The following is a 20,015-nucleotide window of genomic DNA, read 5'->3' on the forward strand; positions in this document are numbered from 1 at the left end:
AGCTTGCATGGTATTTCACGGGCTTTCGCGCGCCCTCTCGCGTACCCGAAATATCTCTGAAGCACTGAACTACGCCAACAAAGATGCGGATTTTTCTCTCGTTGAGGGTCTGAACGCCCCGTTGCTGACCTCGTTGATCGAAGCCCGCATCGATCGTGGTGAACCACCTGTAGTCTTGGCGGTCACCGCAACCCAGCGTGAATCTGAACGGCTTGTTGCCGCTTTAGGAAGTTTGCTCCCTCACGCGATGGTTGCTGAATTCCCTGCCTGGGAAACCCTGCCGCATGAGCGGCTGAGCCCCAGCCCAGAAATTGTGGGTCGACGTTTTGATGCCATTCGTCAGTTGCGGGACTGGGATGGTCAGACACCTCTGGTCATGATTACCTCGGTGAGGGGTGTGCTGCAACCTATTGCCAACAATCTTGCTGAGGTGGATCCCATCACCCTCAGGGTGGGCTCACGTGGAAATGATCTGCATGAGATTGCATCAGCTCTGGTGGACTTGGCATATGTCCGAGTTGACATGGTCACCCGCCGCGGTGAATTTGCCGTGCGCGGTGGCATCTTGGATGTTTTTCCTCCGGTTGCGGACCACCCCATTCGGGTGGACTTCTTTGGTGATGAGATCGACAGCATCCGGGCCTTTTCTGTTGCTGATCAAAGGTCTCTCGATGGTGATCTGGACGCTGTCTCTTTGCCACCTAGCCGAGAACTTCTTCTGACAGATCCTGTGCGTCAGCGTGCCAGGGAGATGGAACACGAGTTCCCCGGTATCTCACACATGCTCTCCAAAATTGCTGAGGGCATTGCGGTTGAGGGTATGGAATCCCTCACCCCCGCACTGGTGGACAACTTGGTTCCCATGACGGACTATCTGCCCACGGGATCGGCTATCGCATTGCTATCCCCAGAACGCATCGCCACTCGTGCCATCAACCTCACGGAGACAAACCGAGAATTCCTCGACGCAGCATGGAATGCAGCAAGTGCCGGCGCGCAAGCCCCTATTGATCTTTCTGCTGGAGATTTCCTCACCATCACCCAATTGCGTGAACACTACTCGGGTGGTCCTTGGTGGACATTCAGCGCTTTCCAACATGGTCCAGATGCGTCAGAACCACTTCCTGAAGAGCTAGACCTCGATGAGATTTTGGCCGTGCGCATCAACGCCAAAGCCGTCCCCAGCTTTGCCGGAAACATAGAGGGTGCTGCTGAGCACGTGGAGTCATTACTGAAGAACAACTGGACTGTGATTGTTGCGGCTGAAGGTCACGGCCTTGTTGAGCGTGCAGGGCAGGTTCTGGCAGAGCGTAATCTTGCTGCCCGGATGGTCGAGCAGCTTCCTGGCGAGCTCGAACCTGCGGTGGCGTACCTGGTTCAAGCATCTGTGGAGGCAGGGTTCGAGCTCGAGGAAGCCAAGCTCGCCGTTATTTCGGAATCAGAGTTTTATGGCCGCGCTGCCAGCTATGACGCCAGAGCACCTCGCAAACTGGCCAGCAGACGCAAGAACGTGGTTGATCCGCTCAAACTTGAAGCTGGAGATATTGTCGTTCACGAAACCCACGGCATTGGGAAGTTCCTTGAGCTTGTTCAGCGTGAAGTGTCCACCGGTGGTCGTAATGCCGTGAAGACCATGCGTGAGTACTTAGTTATTGAGTACGCACCGAGTAAACGTGGCTATCCCGGTGACAAACTCTATGTCCCCACAGATCAGCTTGATCAACTCACGCGCTATGTGGGCGGAGAATCTCCCGCGTTATCCAAGATGGGTGGCAGCGACTGGGGTCAAGCAAAGAACAAAGCACGCAAGGCTGTCCGAGACATCGCGGTTGAACTCGTCAAGCTCTACAGTGCACGCATGGCCAGCAAAGGTTTTGCTTTCAGCCCCGATACGCCCTGGCAGCGCGAACTCGAAGAAGCTTTCCCTTATGTCGAGACCGTTGATCAGCTCACCACCATTGATGAAGTCAAAGCAGATATGGAACGCCCCATCCCCATGGACCGCCTTATCTCCGGGGATGTGGGCTTTGGCAAAACAGAAATCGCGGTTCGCGCAGCGTTCAAGGCTGTCCAAGACGGCAAGCAAGTTGCCATCTTGGTGCCCACCACGCTGCTGGTGAAGCAACACTTCGAGACCTTCCAGGAACGCTTTGCTGGATTCCCCGTTCACTTACGTGCACTCAGCCGATTCCAAACAGAAAAGCAAGCCAAGGAAACCTTGGCTGGCATGGCTGATTGCACCGTGGACGTCGTTATTGGAACTCACCGTCTGTTGGCCGAAGGCGTCACTTTCAAAGACCTCGGCCTGGTCATCATTGACGAAGAGCAGCGTTTTGGTGTGGAGCACAAAGATGCGCTCAAGAAGCTCAAGACCAACGTTGACATTCTTGCTATGAGTGCGACCCCCATCCCTCGCACACTCGAAATGGCAGTGACCGGTATTCGCGAAATGTCGACGTTGGCCACTCCGCCGGAGGATCGTCACCCCATTCTCACGTTCGTCGGCCCCTACTCGGAGAAGCAAGCAGCTGCTGCAATCCGGAGAGAAATCCTGCGTGAAGGCCAAGTCTTCTTTGTGCACAATCGTGTCTCGAGCATCAACCGAGTCGCTGCGCAGATCGCAGAACTTGTCCCCGAAGCACGAGTGGGTGTTGCTCACGGACAACTCTCCGAACACCAGCTGGAACAGGTCATCATCGACTTCTGGGAACGCAAATTCGATGTGTTGGTCTCCACCACCATCATTGAGACCGGTCTTGATATCGCCAACGCCAACACCCTGATAGTGGACCGAGCAGATAAATATGGCCTGAGCCAACTGCATCAGTTACGTGGTCGTGTTGGCCGTGGCCGCGAACGTGCCTATGCGTACTTGTTCTATGACGAAACAACGCCCCTGAGTGAAACAGCCCATGACCGGTTGAACGCGCTCGCGGCAAATAACGAACTTGGCTCTGGTATTCAGATTGCACTCAAAGACCTCGAGATTCGCGGTGCCGGTAACCTCCTTGGCGGAGAGCAGTCAGGACATATTGCGGGTGTGGGTTTCGACCTCTACCTGCGCATGATTGGCGAAGCGGTCTCTGCCTTCCGCGGCGACGTCGCAGAAGGCCAGACAGAGCTTCGCCTGGAACTGCCGGTTGATGCTCGCATTCCGGAGGACTACGTCAACTCAGAGCGTTTGAGACTTGAGGCCTATCAGAAGCTGTCGGTTGCCAGCGGTCCACTTTCCCGTGAAGAACAGATTGACCAGGTCTTCGAAGAACTCTCTGATCGCTATGGTGAACCACCAGCGCAGGTTCACAACCTGATAGCTATTTCCAGACTTCGTCGCCGAGCACACCAGTCCAGCCTCAGTGAGGTTGTCGTGATGGGGTCTAACCTGCGCATAACCCCGGTCGATCTTCCGGACTCACTCCAGGTGAGATTGGCGAGGATGTATCCGGGAGCAAAATATGTTCCTGCTGCCAGGGTGATGACCGTCCCTCTTCCCGAGGATGTTGATCTGATTGCGTGGACAGGGAATCTTCTCGAAGCTATCTTCCCGGTGACTGTGAACTCAGAAGCTAGCGCTGCTTCCGGTAGTGACGAGAGCGCCAGATAACCAAGCTTCCACCAATAACGATGGAAATAGCTGATCCGATTAACACCCCAAGTACTCCCTCGTCTCTAATGAGGGCATTGTCGGCAAAGGCTAGTTCGTTCATTAAGAGTGACACGGTGAAACCAATACCTGCCACGGCAGAGACGGTGACAACATCCCATCCTGTGACGATGGTTTCGGTTGCTTCACCACGGCGAATAATTGCGGCCACGATGCTGCCGGCAATCGTGATACCGACAATCTTTCCCAGTGGCAGTCCAACAGCAATTCCCCAGAAAGCAGGACTGAGCTCGCTGGGTGCTAGATCGGGAATAACGACCAAGGCCGAGACGAAGGCAAAGAGGGGGAGTATCACAGCATTCGTGGTTGGCTGCAGTGCGTGAGCAGCTTTGCCAGCCAAGCGAGGTTGAAGGACTAGACCAAGGGCAACGCCAGCGATAGTGGCATGCACGCCAGAGAGGTAAGTGAAGTACCACGCAAACAGTGCAACAACGACCAACAAGGTTGCTTGAAGCTGTGTATTCATCCGACCTTGGCAACTGATGAATCGGAACAAATACACAGCGAAAACAGCCATGCCGAGTGCGATGAAGTCAATGCTGGAGGTGAAGAAAACGGCAATGATTAGTATCGCGATGAGGTCATCAATGACCGCTAAGGCAAGAAGAAATACGCGCAAACGCCCGGGAAGACCTCGCCCCACAAGCGCAATGAGACCCAGAGCAAAGGCAATGTCAGTGGCCGTAGGGATGGGCCAACCACGAGCAAATTCAGGCCCGGCAATTGCCAGATAGCACAGCGCTGGAACAATCACACCGCCGAGAGCGGCAATTCCCGGAGCCAAAGCTTTTTTGAAAGAGCTCAGTTCACCCACGGTCAATTCATGGCGAAGCTCAACGGCAATGATGAAAAAGAAGACTGCCAGCAAAGCATCGGTAATCCAATGCGCAATGCTCAGCTCAAGCCCGATAGCAGGAAAGCCAACATAGGAGTGACTGAGTTCAATGAGCCCAGGGCCTGCTACGGAATTGGCTAGAAATAAGCCCAGTGCAGCAGCGCCAGCCAGTGAAATCGCGGCATATCGTTCGGAACGAAAGATCGTTTTCATGCTGACTTTGGCCATGTCTCAAGACTACCTGCTATGACCAAACAGCAATTTATGCTCCCGCGTTGGCGTGCTTTTCCAAGAAGGCAAACAGTTCAGTCTCCTCCACGCCGGGGAAGGTTCCTGAAGGAAGGGGAGAGAGCACGTGGGCATGCATGCGTGCACTCGGCCATGCTTTTCCGGACCAGCGCTGGGCGAGTTCCTCTGCAGGAACGCGGCAGCAGTTCTCGTTGGGGCAGGTGGATACTTCGCGGCGCTCGGTGTCGCGGCCACGGAACCACTTGGCGTCGTCGAAAGGAACGCCAACACTGATCGAGAACTCTTCCTTTTCCCCAGTACCGGTCTGTGTGGAGTCCCAAAACGTTCCGCCGGGAGTATCGGTGTATTGATAAAACTCGTTTGTGCGGTTGGTGCGCTGGAAAGCCATGCGTGCTGGCCATTTCCTGCACACAACTTGACCTTCGATGGAGCCGTTAACGTCGGCGGGAATCCGCAGACCGTCGTTTTCGTAACCACGGAAAATACCTTCACCCTGGTTGACTCTCAAGAAGTGAGTGCGCAAGCCAAGATGCTCTGTCGCCAGATTGGTAAAGCGCAAAGCGGCAGCCTCGTGGGTAACACCAAAGGCATCGCGGAAGTCTTCGATAGCGATGTTGCGGTCCTTTTTGGCATTTTGTAAAAACGCAACAGAGCGCGAGCGCGGCATCAAGGCGGCGGCTGCAAAGTAGTTGATTTCCAGACGCTGCTGCAAAAACTCGGCATAGTTCGAGGGCTTCTGGTGATTAAGCAACCTGTGAGCAATGGCCTGCAACGCCATGGCACGCAACCCGTGACCACCAGGGATGGAGGCGGGAGGCAAGTAGATACGACCGTTGGCAAGGTCAGTAATTGACCGAGCTGTGCTCGGGAGGTCATCGACGAAGATGAGTTCAAACCCAACAAGGTTGGCCATCTCGGCCACCGTGCGGTGCATGAGAGCGCCGCTTTCGTGACCGGCGCGCTTGACGAGATCTTCTGCCAGTTCATCGAGTTCAGGCAGGTAATTGTTTTTCTCACGCATCACCGCTTGTAGTTCGGTGTTAGCTCGACGGGCTTCTTCAGGTGTGGCAATGGAGAGGCGTTCGCGCCGCTCCATTTCTTTGTGTAGGCCTACGATGGCTTCGAGTGCTTCATCGCTGAGGCCCTTGGTGCTGCGTACGGCAGGCAGTTGCAATGAGGTGTAGAGCTCGGACTGTTGAAGTCGCTCAAGTTCAATCTCGAGTTCTGAGCGGCGATCTGGGGCCTCTGTGCTCAACAGTTCTTGCACGCTCACCCCGAGGGTGCTTGCGATGGCATTGAGGAGAGAGAGCTTGGGTTCACGCTTACCGTTCTCAATGAGGGAGAGTTGGCTGGGTACAACCCCCACGCTGTCACCGAGTTGTTCGAGAGTCAGTCCCGAGGTAATGCGGAAATGTTTGATGCGTTTGCCTAAAATCATCATGTCTGCGGCCATTTCTTTACAATACGAGAAAAAGCTCACTTTTTTCTAGTGAAATTTGTGAATCTTTCACATATCTCTCCTCAATACTTGAAATATCACCAAGTTTTTTCTTCCCTCGAGACTTGGATGAGACAAAGGAGACTCAGATGTCGATCGCAGACCTCACTCGAACCGAGCCCATCGCACAGCCTGAGGTGCCCATCGCTACTGAACTCAACGCACCTCCCTTTGTCACTCAGCGAGCCCTGCTGCACTGGGTTGCAGACATTGCCAAGCTGACCAAGCCAGAGCGTATTGAATGGTGCGATGGCTCGGATGCCGAATGGCACCGTCTCACTCAGCTACTCGTTGAGGCAGGATCCATGATTCCTCTCAATGCAGAAAAGCGTCCCAACTCGTTCCTCGTTCGCTCTGATCCAGACGATGTTGCACGTGTTGAAGACCGCACCTTTATTTGTTCTGTGAACAAAGAAGACGCTGGTCCCACCAACAACTGGCGTGACCCAGATCTGATGAATGAAGAACTGCGTGGCCTCTTCGACGGCTCCATGCGCGGTCGCACCATGTACGTCGTCCCCTTCTCCATGGGTCCCTACGGTGGACCCATCTCGCAGGTCGGCATCCAGCTCACGGACTCTCCCTACGCTGTGCTCAACCTGCGAATCATGACCCGCATGGGTTTTGATGCTCTGGCACAAATCGACGAGAAGACCCCCTGGGTTCCCGCAGTTCACTCGGTAGGTATGCCACTGGTCGATGCAACTGGTCGACGCATCGAGGACATTGCCTGGCCTTCAAACCCCATCAAGTACATCTGCCACTTCCCAGAAACCCGTGAGATTTGGTCCTTCGGCTCTGGTTACGGCGGAAACGCTCTACTTTCCAAGAAGTGCTTCTCACTGCGCATTGGTTCCTACATGGGTCTCCAAGAAGGCTGGCTCGCTGAGCACATGCTCATCCTCAAGCTCACATCACCCGAGGGTAAGGCGTACCACATGGCTGCTGCGTTCCCTTCGGCATGCGGCAAGACCAACCTGGCAATGCTGCGCCCCACCATCCCCGGATGGAAAGCAGAAACCATTGGTGATGACATTGCTTGGTTGCGCCAGGGAGCAGATGGTCGCCTCTACGCCATCAACCCAGAAGCAGGTTTCTTCGGTGTCGCACCAGGAACTGGTGAAAAGACCAACCCTGTGGCCATGGACACCGTCAGCGGCAACACCATCTTCACCAATGTGGCACTCACCGATGATGGCGATGTCTGGTGGGAGGGCATGACGGAGTCAGTTCCTGAGCACCTCATCGATTGGCGTGGCAATGACTGGACCCCTGACGCAGGACGTCCAGCAGCACACCCCAACTCACGTTTCACCGTTCCTATCCAGCAGTGCCCCACCCTCTCTGACGAGTGGTATGAGACTGCTGGTGTGCCACTGGATGCCATTATCTTTGGTGGCCGCCGGGCAACAAACATCCCGCTTGTTGCTGAAGCCTTCGACTGGCAGCATGGTGTGTTCATCGGTGCGACCATGTCGAGCGAGCAGACCGCAGCAGCTGAAGGTATAGTCGGCGACCTGCGCCGCGATCCTTTCGCAATGCTTCCCTTCTGCGGCTACAACATGGCTGACTACTGGGGTCACTGGCTCGAAATTGGCAAGCAGCTTGGCGACAAGGCTCCCGCAATCTTCCAGGTGAACTGGTTCCGTAAAGACGCTGACGGCTCATTCCTGTGGCCAGGGTTCGGTGAGAACTCTCGTGTGCTGGAGTGGATTGCTCGCCGCGTCGACGGCGACGTGGCAACCGATGACGCACCCATGGGTCGTGTTCCCGCAGCGGGAACACTCAACCTCGATGGCGTGGATGTTTCGGAAGACGCCCTGGAAAAGTTGTTCCATGTTGATCGCAACATGTGGACAGCGGAGTGTGACCTCACCGAGGAATACTTCGAACAATTTGGTAACCGTGTTCCTGAAGCACTAACCGAAGAATTGGCTCAGCTACGAGGACGTCTCACCACGTAGAGTCCTGAGTCAAAACCGACAATTTATTGTCGGACGAGTGAACCGGGTCTGTGTCTCTCAGTCTCGGTGAGAAGATGGGGTTGTACATCTGGAGGGAAACTGATGACCAACCCCATCTTCTCCTCACTTCGTGAAGTGAAAAGCCCGCGCTATCTCGCAGCGATATGGGTTTCTCGCATCCTCGCTTTTGCTGTTGCTGCTCTTTATTTCACTGCGTGGTGGGACGAGTCACAGGCTAGGCAAGAACCCATGCTTGGCGGAGCCTCTAACCCCAGCTTGATCTATACCTGGGCCGTGTTTACCCATCTCCTTCCCGTCGTTGCACTCGTTGTCTTTATTGTCTGGGGATGGAATCGTCCAGGTATTTCCGCAATTGGGTTTGCTCTCTTTGCCTTCCTACAGGCATTTACTGTTGGTGGAGAGTTCGCCTACATCCCGATCGTGGTTGCTCCATCGCTGATTGTCGCTATTTCCTATGTGACGGCATATCGCTGGGGCATTCGTGAGAAATTTCTCAAAGGCAACTCATGAGTGACGAGATGAAAGAACAATCCAAACTCGATGAACTCATTGAAGTCATGGCCGTGCTGCGTGCACCAGGTGGCTGCCCCTGGGATGCGGAGCAAACCCATGAGTCACTCATTAAGTACCTCATCGAGGAAACCTACGAACTCATTGATGCCATTGAGTCAGGCAACCGTGAGGAAATGATCGAAGAGCTCGGGGATGTACTCTATCAAGTCATCTTCCACGCCGACCTCGCATCCACCACCCCGGGTGAAGAATTCGATATTCAAGATGTTGCCGCCCATATGACAGCCAAGATGGTTGGCCGCCACCCACACGTGTTTGGCGAAAACAAACTCGAAACCGCCGATGATGTCATGCAGGTATGGGATGACCTCAAGAAGGCAGAGAAGCCCGGAAGAACCTCCACCCTTGATGGCATCCCACAATCCATGCCCGCCCTCGCGCTCGCCGAGAAACTTCTGGGCAAAGCAGAGAAGGTCGGTTTAGAGAAGCAGCACCTGCCTGATCCGCCCATTTGGGAAAGCGAAGACGAAGTGGGCAGTATTTTGCTCAGCATTGTCTCTTCTGCACGCGAACAAGGTATCGACGCTGAGAAAGCACTGCGTGTGCGACTGCGTGAACTGCAGGAAGACATTCGAGAGGCAGAATAGATACATGGCTCGTGACGTTTCTCCTCCCCGTGGCATGCGGGATTTCCTTCCGGCAGATAAGGCCAAGCGCGAACGCGCTTTGCGCATCATCCGGGATGTGTATTCCAGCCACGGTTTTGAAGAAATTGAAACACCTGTCGTCGAAGACTTTGAACGTCTGCACTCAGGTCTTGGTGGAGATAACGAAAAGCTGGCCTTCAGCGTTCTCAAGCGTGGGCTCGACCGCGATGCACTGGAAGCTGCGGCTCAGTCTGGAGATGCGCAAGATTTAGCAGATCTGGGTTTGCGCTTTGATCTCACCGTTCCGTTGGCTAGGTTCTATGCCAGCCACCGTGCAGAACTCCCCACAGTTTTCCGCGCCATTCAGATAGCTCCGGTGTGGCGGGCTGAGCGACCCCAAAAGGGTCGCTACCGCCAGTTTGTGCAGTGCGACATCGACATCATCGGTGAGGCAACTCAGCTTGCCGAAGTCGAACTCATCACGGCGACCTCAGCCGTTCTCTCCACCCTGGGACTCCAGGGTTGCACCATTCGCATCAATGACCGTCGTATTTTGTCAGGCATTCTGGACTACTGCGGTTTCGCTCCAGAACGCTTTGCATCAGCACTGATCTCTATCGACAAGCTCGACAAGATTGGCGCCGAGGGTGTCGTGAACGAACTGTCGGAGACCGGTCCTGATGCGGCCGCAGTCCTGGGCGGACTGCTGGAGCGCATCGAACCTCACATAGCTGCCGGCGGGGTTCCGATGACCACCGCAGATATTCTTTCTGTTCTGCCCGACGGCATCGATTCCGATGCTGTGGCAGATATGGAAACCCTGGCGAAGTCGTTGACGGAGCTTCCTACAGGTGTTGAGGTGCGATTTGATCCCACTCTGGTTCGCGGAATGGGTTACTACACCGGCACCATCTTTGAGATTTCTCACCCTGAATCTGGATCTTCTGTCGGTGGCGGCGGACGTTATGACGGCATGATTGGTCGATTCCTGGGTCAAGACGTTCCCGCGGCAGGATTCTCTATTGGTTTTGAACGCATCGTTGACCTCATCGAGGTCGATGACGCAGCGGCGTCAGACAGCGTCGTGTTGGTTCACGATGCTGTCTTGGACAGCACTGATCTCAGCCTTTCACAGTTGATGGGCATAAAGAGTGAGCTCATTGCTGCTGGCAAGCGCGTTCGTCTCGAGAAACGTGCCAAGAACCTCACCCCTGTGCTCGATCGTGCTCGCGAAGCAGGATTTGGCTCCTTTGCCTTTGTTTCTGCGGAGACGACGAGTGCCAAGGACCTGGTCTTCAAGGACCTCGCCTAGAATTAAGACTGTTTCCCTCCCTCATTACTTATATAAACAAACATCACAAGGAGATACTGTGGCACTGATTGACGCCATTGGCGCACGCGAAATTCTTGACTCTCGCGGTAACCCCACCGTCGAGGTTGAGGTTCTGCTCGAAGATGGCGTGCTGGCTCGCGCTGCAGTTCCCTCCGGTGCATCCACCGGAGCTTTCGAAGCATATGAGCTTCGCGACGAAGACAAGAACCGTTACCTGGGTAAGGGTGTTCAAAAGGCAGTAGATGCTGTCATCGACGAAATCGGTCCCGCGCTTGAAGGTTTCGATGCAACAGATCAGCGTCTGATTGACTCCGCCATGATTGAGCTTGATGGCACCGAAAACAAGAAGCGCCTTGGCGCAAACGCCATCCTCGGTGTTTCTCTGGCAGTGGCCAAGGCAGCTGCGGATTCTGCAGACCTTGCTCTCTTCCGCTACGTAGGTGGACCCAACGCACACACTCTTCCTGTTCCCCTGATGAATATCATCAACGGTGGTGCTCACGCGGACACCGGTGTGGACATTCAGGAATTCATGGCAGTTCCTTACGGTGCAGAGAGCTTCTCTGAAGCACTGCGCTGGGGTGTTGAGATTTACCACTCACTCAAGTCACTGCTGAAGAAGAATGGCATGGCTACTGGCCTCGGCGACGAGGGTGGTTTCGCACCTGACCTGCCCAACAACCGTGGCGCACTCGAATTCATTGTTGGCGCTATCGAGCAGGCTGGCTTTAAGCCCGGCAAGGACATTGCTCTTGCTCTCGACGTTGCTTCCTCAGAGTTCTTCAAGGATGGTGCATACCACTTCGAAGGCCAGAAGCGCTCTTCTGAAGAGATGACTGCCTACTATGCCGAGCTCGTCCGAGACTTCCCGCTGGTCTCCATTGAAGACCCACTGGATGAAGACGACTGGACTGGTTGGACACACATCACCGCTGAACTCGGCGACAAGCTTCAGCTTGTTGGTGACGATCTGTACGTCACCAACCCTGTCCGTCTGCAGAAGGGTATCGACCTCAAGGCCGGTAACTCCATTCTCGTGAAGGTGAACCAGATTGGTACCCTCACCGAAACCCTCGATGCTGTATCGCTGGCTCAGCGTCACGGCATGAAGGCCATCCTCTCTCATCGTTCGGGTGAGACCGAGGACACCACCATTGCTGACCTCGCTGTGGCAACCGACTGCGGTCAGATCAAGACTGGTGCACCTGCACGTAGCGACCGCGTCGCGAAGTACAACCAGCTTCTTCGCATCGAGGAAGAACTTGGAGAAGCTGCCGTCTATGCAGGACGCAGCGCTTTCCCACGTTTCTCCGCCTAGGAGTAGCACGCCAGTATGGCCAAGAAAAACGTCCGCGTTCGTAAGGTTCCGGTGGCTTTGGTCACCGGAACCACGAAAGCAGGCGTCTGGCTTGGCAGTATTCGTGTCTCAGGCTTCACCATCTTGGTTATGTCGTTGACCCTACTGGGTGTGGGCATTTTGGCTCCGCAGCTGAAAATCTTGATCGAACAACGCCAAGTTGTTGCAGATCTCCAAGCAGAAGCTGCCCAGAAACAGGCTGATCTCACGGAACTGGAAAAGCAGCGTGCGCGCTGGGATGACCCAGCCTATGTTCGTGCCCAGGCTCGTGACCGTCTCTACTACGTCATGCCCGGTGAGATTAGTTACCTCGTCATTAATGACACCCAGGTGGAAGACCTCAAGCGGGAGAAAGCAACGGCTGAACTCCAAAACACCCAAACTGACTGGGTTACTGGCCTGTTAAAGTCTTTCCTCATCGCGGGGCTGGGAACACCCACCCCCGACCAAGTTCAGCCAGTCCAGTAAGAAAGTTTTTTCATGCGTCCCCCCTTTGATCCCGTTAGTGACGAAGACATCCGGATTGTCTCGGCACAACTGGGCCGTCCCGCACGTGATGTCGTCGGTATTCCTTCCAGGTGTGTGTGTGGTGCTCCCACCGTGGTGGCTACTGCACCCAGGCTTTCAGATGGAACTCCGTTTCCCACCTTCTACTACCTCACACACCCGGCAGCCACCGTCGCTATGAGCGATCTCGAAGCAACCCAGGTAATGGCTGAATTCACAGAAGTTTTGAATGCGGATCCTGAGATGCAAAAGCAGTATCTTGCCGCGCACGAACAGTTCATTTCGGACCGTGAAAGTTTTGGCGTTGTTCCTGAAATAGACGGAATATCTGCTGGGGGAATGCCGGTGCGCGTGAAGTGTCTTCACGCGCTGGCCGGCCATGCCCTGGCAGCAGGACCGGGTGTCAATCCCATCGGAGACCTTGCTTTAGCCCGTTCAAGTTGGTCTCCTGAGGTGTGCCAGTGCGTCGATTACGACGAGGACTAATTCTTCTTGCCACCTTTGCCGTCACCATGATGACGGTGTTGCAGGCTGTGCCTGCCCGGGCGGACTACATCCGTGACTTAGAGTATTGGCTCTCGGACTACAACTTCTATCAAGCCTGGGATGTCACCCGAGGTGAGGGCGTCCTGGTATCTGTCATTGACTCAGGTATTGGGTATGCACCTGATATTAATTCCGCTGTGGTCGGCGGAGCAGATTTTTCAGGCATTGGGTCCCCAGATGGTCGAACTCCAGTGGGCGCCTCGCCTGATCACGGAACGTTAGTGGCTTCTGTTCTTGCAGGTCGTGGCACCGGTGGCAATAACGGAATTTTGGGCACAGCTCCCGCGGCACAGCTTCTTTCCGCCTCAGTCGCCTTCGGTGTTGATACGGCTATCCCCTCAGATGAACAGATAGCAAATGCCATTAGGTGGTCGGTGGATCAGGGCGCCAAAGTGATCAACATGTCTCTTACCAGAAACTCGCTGGAGTGGCCAAAGAGCTGGGACGAGGCATTCCTTTATGCCTTCGAGCATGATGTCGTGATTGTTGCTGCTGCGGGTAACCGTGGCTCGGGAACCAACGAAGTGGGAGCACCGGCAACAATCCCTGGCGTCTTGACCGTTGCCGGGTTGGATGTCAACGGTGAAGCCAGCTACGACGCCTCCAGCCAGGGAATCACCATCGCGGTTTCAGCCCCCAGTGAGGCACTTGTTGGTGTTGCTCCCGGTGGCCAATACATGAAGTGGTCTGGCTCCAGTGGTGCAGCACCTATCGTCTCTGGACTGGTCGCATTGGTGAGAGCATCACATCCTGAGCTCGACGCCAACAACGTGATTCAACGGGTGATCGCTACAGCTACACCGGTGGGAGAAGTTCCTAGCCCTATTTATGGCTACGGAAAGATCAACGCTTACGCTGCCGTGACTGCAGATGTGGCACCAGTGAAAGCAAACCCACTGGGTGATCTCACCGAGTGGATCAAGCTGTATCGACGCGGAAGCTCCACCTCGACTCCCATCCCGTGGGATACCTCAACAGCAACCCCAGCACCCCTCCCCTTCGACAGTGGCAATATTGCGGGTCTTCCCACCCTCTATCAACTGACCACCGTGGGTGTTCCGTTACTGTTTTTCGCTGGATTCGCTACGATTGTAGTTATCGGGTACATCGGAGTTACTCGAAGACTTCGTCCTGTTGTTCCCCGTGATCATTCCCGTCACGAAACAGACGAGATGCCCCAACCCCCCAATGTCTAGCTGGAGACGTATTACTGTGCCCAAGATTCTGATTGTCGGTGCTGGTTACGCCGGTTTCTATACCGCGTGGAAGCTCGAAAAACTCCTCCGCAACGGAGAAGCAGATGTCACCATTGTTGACCCACTGCCCTACATGACCTATCAGCCCTTCCTTCCCGAAGTTGCTGCCGGTTCCATTGAGCCTCGCCACGCAGTAGTTGGCCACCGCTCTCACCTGCGTAAGACCCGCGTAATCTCCGGCAAGGTCACCGGCATCAACCACGCCAAGAAGACCGCAACCATCGTTCCTAACGCAGGTAAGCAGTTCGACGAGAAGTATGACCAGGTCATCTTCACCGCCGGTGCTGTCTCTCGCACCTTCCCCATCCCCGGCATTGCAGACAACGCAATTGGTCTGAAGACCATCGAAGAGGCTGTTGCTATTCGCGACCGCCTGCTCTCCAACTTCGACAAGGCAGCACAGCTTCCTGCTGGCCCTGAGCGTGACCGTCTGCTCACTGTCACCGTTGTTGGTGGTGGTTTCGCGGGTATTGAAGTTTTCGCAGAGCTTCGCTCACTGGCATCGGATCTGATCAAGGACTACCCAGAGCTCACCTTCGATGACACTCACTTCCACCTCATTGAGGCAATGGGTCGCATCATGCCTGAAGTTTCTCTTGAGACCAGCAAGTGGGTTCTGAACAACCTCGCAACCCGTGGTGCTCAGGTCCACCTGGACACTCAGCTCCAGTCAGCAGAAAACGGTGTTATCCAGCTCTCCACCGGTGAAAGCTTTGAATCAGATCTCATCATCTGGACCGCAGGTGTCATGGCTAACCCGATGCTGCGTGCAACCGACTTCCCCCTCGACGAGCGTGGCCGTCTGCGCGTACGCGCAGACCTTCGGGTTGAAGGCGACAACGGAGTTATCGAAGGCGCCTGGGGTGCTGGTGATGCAACCGCATGTCCTGACCTTTCCGGCGGTGGTGTTGGTGGTTTCTGTGTCCCTAACGCTCAGCACGCTGTTCGCCAGGGCAAGCTCATGGCACGCAACGTTGTTGCCGTGCTTCGTGGTGAAGGACCCACTGACTACTTCCACAAGAACCTCGGTGCTGTTGCAGGCCTCGGCTTGAACATCGGTGTCTTCCAGTCCGGAAAGATCGCCCTCAAGGGATACATCGCGTGGCTTGCACACCGTGGCTACCACGGTCTGGCTATGCCTTCCTTCGAACGCAAGTTCCGCGTCATCTGGGGTTGGTGGAACAACTTCTGGCTCGGACGTGACATTGTTTCTCTCGAAGCTCGTGAGACTCCTCGCGCTGCATTCGAAGAGTTCGCTTCACGCCCCGCTGCTCCAGCTAAGGCAGCAGCTAAGCCTGCTGCTAAGAAAGTTGCTGCAAAGCCCGCTGCAAAGAAGGCTCCTGCAAAGAAGCCAGCAGTCAAGAAGTAATACTTCTCACACAAGGGAGGCCGTCCGCGGCCTCCCTTGTGCTTTGCTAGCCTTGAGAGGTACGCCCCCATAGCCCAATCGGCAGAGGCAATCGACTTAAAATCGATCCAGTGTGGGTTCGAGTCCCACTGGGGGTACAGTTGAGATTCCCTCTAGTTCCCTTTATTTACAAGGATTCTAGGGGGTTTCTTTTTGTCCAGAATCGCTCTGTGACAACACCGTGACAACATTTCTAGAAATCTTGGCAGTGTTTAGTGCCACGGCAACAGCGTTTAGATCACTATCAAATAGGTCCGCGTAACGGTCCAGAGTCATGGTTGCTGATTTGTGCCCCAGCATTCTCTGTAGTGCTTTCACGTTGGCGTGAGCTTGCACTGCCAGGCTTGCAGTTGTGTGGCGTAGATCGTGGAGTGTGATTCTGGGAAATGTGGGGTCATTGGCTTGGCAGGTTTGCAGCGCATTCACCCACCATGAACTTCTCACATCAGGTGTTCGCACGTGGGCGTAACCTTTACCAAATAGAAGCATCTCTGGAGTCTTTCCAGCACTCTCAGATTCGATGACACTGTCCAGGAATTCGGGGTAGGGCACAGTTCGGCGTTCATGGTTTTTGGGAGTGCCAACGATGATGTTTCCACCCACGTTCACAGCGTTTTCCTCAACGCTTATAAGCCGTTTCTTAGTGTCGATGTGTTTCACCCTCAAGCCGGTGGCTTCACCCCATCTCAGGCCCGTATAGGCCAGGAACAGGACCAGCCCAGACTTGTTCCCAGCTGCATCAGCCAGGGATTGAACCTGGTCATGGGTGAGATATGCAGGGGGCTTCACTCGCTTTTGTGGCAGGGTCACATCTTTAGAGGGGTTGGAACTGAGTTTTCTATCTTTCACAGCATTTTCGAGAATGCCGGAGAGAACCCCATGTGCTCTGATTACTGAGGTGGGGCTGAGGTTTTTCGATAGTGCAGTGATCCAGCTTTGAACCTCTGTGTGTCTGATGGACCCAACTTCACGTTTTCCCCAGGTGGGAAGGACATGAAGTCTCCAGGCTATTTCTAACGGCCTGAATGCTGAGGGCTTCATCACGGGTTTTTTGTTCTCTAGCCAGACAGGCCCCAGAGCTGCCACAGTGGTTTTTGTATCAGCTTTGTCGATGAATGTTCCTGTGGATTTTGCCACGGTCAGAGCAGCGATGAACTCATTGGCATCGCGTTTGGTTTTGAATCCGCGCTCAGTGGCTTGTGAGTGGTCAGGCTTTCGATAGGCAACGCGATACAGCCTGGTTCCATCTGCCAGTTTGTATTCGTGAATCGATGCCATCAGAAACTTTGTAGCCCCAGGTAATTCTTGAGTTCAAAGTCTTGTTCTGAATCGTTATCTTCTAGGAATCCGCTGGGGGAGTGTGAGCTGGCAGAGACAAGTAGCCGGTGGAAGTAGTTCCTGGGGGTGGCGGTATCTTCACCAAATGTGAGCGTGGCATCTTTACCGAACTTGGATTCAAAGTTCTCGATTTCTTGCTCAAGCTCAACCAATTCCATGCCAGCTACGTGTGCCCCAGAATCCAATGATTGAACAGTGGTGAACAAGTTTCTGGCCAATGTTCTCAACCTAATTTTGATTAAGGGAACTTCCTCATCCCCAGTGGCCGTGAGGGCATAGAGATCTGATTCAAGAATCTCTGAAAGTGCCATGGCTTCCGCAACGGTTACTTTTCTTTTCCCAGTCTCAATTTTGTAGACGGTGGATTGAGTGAAATCGAATCCGCGCTTTTGCATTTGGTCAGCCAGAAAATCCTGGGTGAAACCAGCAGCTTCTCGGATTGGCTTCAAGCGTGAACCAATTACTGAATCACTGCTGGCAGTGGTGTGGGATTCGTGCGGACTAGTCATTTAAAAATTATAAGCCAACACGGCTTGACAAAACCCACCAAAAAGCATTTAAGCTAATAAGGTGGTTACACACCCACCGAAAAGGAGTTTGGAAATGAATGAATATCTCACTCCAGATCAGCTCTGTGAGCTAGTACCTGGAACAACGAAAACATATTGGGCACAGCTGAGGTTCTACGGCAAAGGGCCAAAGTATCTCAAGCCATCGCCCAGAAAAGTTCTCTACATCAAGAGCGAAATCATCGAATGGTTAGAGAACTCAGCACGCTACGGCACACACCCCGACAAGGTAGCCAGCTAATGATTCCCTTTGAGTTAACAGAGCCAAACAAATTCGATGTTTCAGATGCTGAAAAGTTTTCTGAATATTCAGTGCGAATCAATTACTGCCAAAAAACTGAAGTGTATTCCAAGGATGGATTCAGATTCTACGGATGCATTTCTGTGGTTCACCAGGACAAAGAAATAGTTCTGAATGTGTTTAAGCACGCCACAGAACACGATCTGGCGGTCCTGGAGTCTTACATCACCAAAATACAAAACGGATTCTGGAACAGTTTCCCGTGGGAGAGCAAAACAGGATCTAACGGAGTTCAGTTCGACCAGGTCACGCTGGGTTCTAAAGGTGATGCCATAACCCTTGAAATTTATCCCTGTACTGAAAAGCACTGTGTCAGCTTTGGCAAGCACCATTTGATAGAACCAATGGAATATGAATTCGGCCCAATCCACTCAGCCGATTTTCAAATTGGTGAGAAATATCGACTAACAGTTTTCAAACCTCATCATGAGGAATGGCTCATCGATGTTTCAGTTGGTGGCCCACTGACAGCCACAGAAGCTGCATCTTTCAATTCAGATTTAGCTTGGCTAACTGCAGAAGTGAAAAAGATGAACGGGGTCAGCTGATGGAATATCCAAACCTAGGCCAGGGGATTAGAAACCCCAGAATTGAACGCCCAATCACAAGCCGTGAACAACTCCAGGGCATGACATCAAAACAGATCATGCACGCATTCAACACCGGCCAACTTGATGAGCTAGTGGGGAGAGATTCCGAAGATGACAAGGAATAAGAAAACCCCCCAGCCATGCAACTGGGGGGCGAAGATAACAAAGCCAAAGGTTATCGAAGTTTCTTGTTCTCATTTTACCCCACAAAGCACCAAACAGGGGATAAAGACATGAGTATCGAAGCGTATAAGTGGGCCAAAACAGTTGAAGGCATATCCCACAGCGAAAAGCTACTTCTCATCATGATTGCTGACCATTACAGCGATGAACTCAAAAGAGCGTGGCCATCACGGGAAACACTCGCTAGAGAGTGCTGCATGAGCATGAGAACAGTCACCAGGGGTATCAAGACACTCGAAGAGCGTGGACTCATCAGAGTGCAGCGATGGATCAATAACGAAAACGGCCACAATCTCAGCAACAGATATTCACTGCCAATCTTTGATCCACAGTGGGCCAGCCAGGACACAAGAAAGTTTGTTCACGCCCAGCCCTACCCAGACCGCATCACAGGAAAGGTTTCATTCATCGATGACTATCTCGAAGAAGTGGGGTGACATATTGCACCCCTCAAAGTTGGCTGGACAGTTTGTCATTTTGGGTGGACAAATTGGCATTTTGGGTGGACAAATTGGCACATCAGGGGTGACAGATTGGCTCGCTAACTCTTACTTAACTCTTAAAGGAAATCTCAATACAAACTCTTAGCCTCACCCTCACGGGATGAGGCACACAGAAAGGAAACAAATATGAACCAAGTCATTGCAGACCACATCATCGACTCAGACGGAGTGCAGTGGAAAGTAACCGGCTACTGGTGCAGACGCTGCATCATGCCACTCCAATCACCAGACGAAATCGAATCAGGACTTCACTCAGACTGTGAAATCACGGACTAACCCCATGAAACACAAACCAGAACCACCATTCGCCACAGTCCTAGACGTACAAGGAGACAGAGTCACCATACTCTGCCCACTATGCAACGGACAGCACTATCACTCCGGATTCTCAGCCGAACGCACAGAACACAGAGTTGCAGCCTGTGGACTCTACGAACCCATAAACCAAACCACAAAAGCCATCGGCTACCGCTACAAAGTAGGAAAGTAGATGATCTCATGAGCAACCCCATCGATGCACTCAAACAAGCAGAACAACTCATCCTCAAAGGAGAACTATCTGCAGCATCAGAACTACTCGAACAAATAGAGATACAACTATGACAGGCGGCTTCACCCCGGTGGCGGTGTCTCTCTTCCCCGGGGAGATGCTGGTGGGCGCGGTGCGTGATGGCCTTAATGAGAAAACCTCTGGAAGCCCTGTATTGCGTTCTAAGCGCATAGGAGCAGGGGG

18 protein-coding genes and 1 tRNA gene are annotated in these 20,015 nt (G+C 53.6%); 15 read left to right on the forward strand and 4 right to left on the reverse strand.

From position 1 onward, the window contains the following. Nucleotides 1-7 precede the first annotated feature (7 nt). On the forward strand, nt 8-3,604 hold the full coding sequence (mfd, locus tag AURUGA1_RS01755; protein ID WP_114128606.1) for a transcription-repair coupling factor: 3,597 nt from the start codon (nt 8-10) through the stop codon (nt 3,602-3,604). Here mfd and AURUGA1_RS01760 read toward each other — a convergent pair. Together AURUGA1_RS01760 and AURUGA1_RS01765 are read right to left on the reverse strand one after the other, a co-directional pair. Continuing rightward, complete coding sequence (locus tag AURUGA1_RS01760; RefSeq protein WP_240187377.1) at nt 3,567-4,727, reverse strand: Na+/H+ antiporter NhaA; 1,161 nt, start codon at nt 4,725-4,727, stop codon at nt 3,567-3,569. The two genes, mfd and AURUGA1_RS01760, sit on opposite strands and share 38 nt — an antisense overlap. Nucleotides 4,728-4,761: 34 nt before the next feature. Continuing rightward, nucleotides 4,762-6,201 (reverse strand): helix-turn-helix domain-containing protein, encoded by a 1,440-nt coding sequence (locus AURUGA1_RS01765; RefSeq protein WP_114128607.1) that lies wholly within the window; start codon nt 6,199-6,201, stop codon nt 4,762-4,764. Between the two features lie 134 nt (nt 6,202-6,335). Here AURUGA1_RS01765 and AURUGA1_RS01770 point away from each other — a divergent pair, with 134 nt between their 5' ends. From AURUGA1_RS01770 to AURUGA1_RS01815, 10 genes are all read left to right on the forward strand, one after another. Next, nucleotides 6,336-8,210, forward strand: coding sequence for a phosphoenolpyruvate carboxykinase (GTP) (locus AURUGA1_RS01770; RefSeq protein ID WP_114128608.1), 1,875 nt, complete (start codon nt 6,336-6,338; stop codon nt 8,208-8,210). Between the two features lie 102 nt (nt 8,211-8,312). Continuing rightward, nucleotides 8,313-8,741, forward strand: a complete 429-nt coding sequence (locus AURUGA1_RS01775) for a hypothetical protein (protein WP_114128609.1) — start codon at nt 8,313-8,315, stop codon at nt 8,739-8,741. Beyond that, entirely contained in the window at nt 8,738-9,391 is a 654-nt protein-coding gene (locus AURUGA1_RS01780; protein ID WP_205214659.1) for a MazG family protein, read from the forward strand. Before AURUGA1_RS01775 ends, AURUGA1_RS01780 begins: the two co-directional genes overlap by 4 nt. Before the next feature lie 4 nt (nt 9,392-9,395). Then, complete coding sequence (gene hisS / locus AURUGA1_RS01785) at nt 9,396-10,703, forward strand: histidine--tRNA ligase (RefSeq protein WP_114128611.1); 1,308 nt, start codon at nt 9,396-9,398, stop codon at nt 10,701-10,703. 58 nt (nt 10,704-10,761) lie between these two features. Continuing rightward, the gene (gene eno, locus AURUGA1_RS01790) at nt 10,762-12,042 is read left to right on the forward strand and encodes a phosphopyruvate hydratase (RefSeq protein WP_114128612.1); all 1,281 of its coding nucleotides are present in this window, start codon (nt 10,762-10,764) and stop codon (nt 12,040-12,042) included. A gap of 15 nt (nt 12,043-12,057) precedes the next feature. Continuing rightward, on the forward strand, nt 12,058-12,549 hold the full coding sequence (locus AURUGA1_RS01795; RefSeq protein WP_114128613.1) for a septum formation initiator family protein: 492 nt from the start codon (nt 12,058-12,060) through the stop codon (nt 12,547-12,549). Nucleotides 12,550-12,561: 12 nt separating this feature from the next. Further along, the gene (locus AURUGA1_RS01800; protein ID WP_114128614.1) at nt 12,562-13,074 is read left to right on the forward strand and encodes a DUF501 domain-containing protein; all 513 of its coding nucleotides are present in this window, start codon (nt 12,562-12,564) and stop codon (nt 13,072-13,074) included. Continuing rightward, nucleotides 13,050-14,330 carry a S8 family serine peptidase gene (locus AURUGA1_RS01805; RefSeq protein ID WP_371412363.1) on the forward strand — a complete coding sequence of 427 codons (1,281 nt, stop codon included), beginning with the start codon at nt 13,050-13,052 and terminating at the stop codon, nt 14,328-14,330. The genes AURUGA1_RS01800 and AURUGA1_RS01805 overlap by 25 nt, the downstream gene beginning before the upstream one ends. Nucleotides 14,331-14,346: 16 nt before the next feature. Beyond that, the gene (locus AURUGA1_RS01810; RefSeq protein ID WP_114128615.1) at nt 14,347-15,759 is read left to right on the forward strand and encodes an NAD(P)/FAD-dependent oxidoreductase; all 1,413 of its coding nucleotides are present in this window, start codon (nt 14,347-14,349) and stop codon (nt 15,757-15,759) included. A gap of 63 nt (nt 15,760-15,822) precedes the next feature. Continuing rightward, nucleotides 15,823-15,896 (forward strand) — tRNA-Leu (locus tag AURUGA1_RS01815). Between the two features lie 40 nt (nt 15,897-15,936). Here the strand turns inward: AURUGA1_RS01815 and AURUGA1_RS01820 are convergent. Together AURUGA1_RS01820 and AURUGA1_RS01825 are read right to left on the reverse strand one after the other, a co-directional pair. Continuing rightward, a complete protein-coding gene (locus AURUGA1_RS01820) occupies nt 15,937-17,076 on the reverse strand; it encodes a site-specific integrase (RefSeq protein ID WP_114128616.1) in 1,140 nt (379 codons plus the stop codon). Next, nucleotides 17,076-17,645: a helix-turn-helix domain-containing protein gene (locus AURUGA1_RS01825; protein WP_114128617.1), complete on the reverse strand. Its 570-nt coding sequence runs from the start codon at nt 17,643-17,645 to the stop codon at nt 17,076-17,078. Before AURUGA1_RS01825 ends, AURUGA1_RS01820 begins: the two co-directional genes overlap by 1 nt. A 94-nt stretch (nt 17,646-17,739) precedes the next feature. On the opposite strand from AURUGA1_RS01825, the gene AURUGA1_RS01830 reads away from it, so the two are divergent. The 4 genes from AURUGA1_RS01830 (at nt 17,740) to AURUGA1_RS08040 (ending at nt 19,558) form a co-directional block, all read left to right on the forward strand. Then, a complete protein-coding gene (locus AURUGA1_RS01830; RefSeq protein ID WP_114128618.1) occupies nt 17,740-17,946 on the forward strand; it encodes an AlpA family transcriptional regulator in 207 nt (68 codons plus the stop codon). After that, nucleotides 17,946-18,554, forward strand: a complete 609-nt coding sequence (locus AURUGA1_RS01835; RefSeq protein WP_114128619.1) for a hypothetical protein — start codon at nt 17,946-17,948, stop codon at nt 18,552-18,554. Before AURUGA1_RS01830 ends, AURUGA1_RS01835 begins: the two co-directional genes overlap by 1 nt. 275 nt (nt 18,555-18,829) lie before the next feature. After that, on the forward strand, nt 18,830-19,216 hold the full coding sequence (locus AURUGA1_RS01840) for a helix-turn-helix domain-containing protein (RefSeq protein WP_162784030.1): 387 nt from the start codon (nt 18,830-18,832) through the stop codon (nt 19,214-19,216). A gap of 192 nt (nt 19,217-19,408) precedes the next feature. Continuing rightward, complete coding sequence (locus tag AURUGA1_RS08040; protein ID WP_162784031.1) at nt 19,409-19,558, forward strand: hypothetical protein; 150 nt, start codon at nt 19,409-19,411, stop codon at nt 19,556-19,558. Nucleotides 19,559-20,015: the final 457 nt, after the last annotated feature.

It is taken from the genome of Aurantimicrobium sp. MWH-Uga1 (genome assembly GCF_003325955.1).
Lineage (GTDB): Bacteria > Actinomycetota > Actinomycetes > Actinomycetales > Microbacteriaceae > Aurantimicrobium.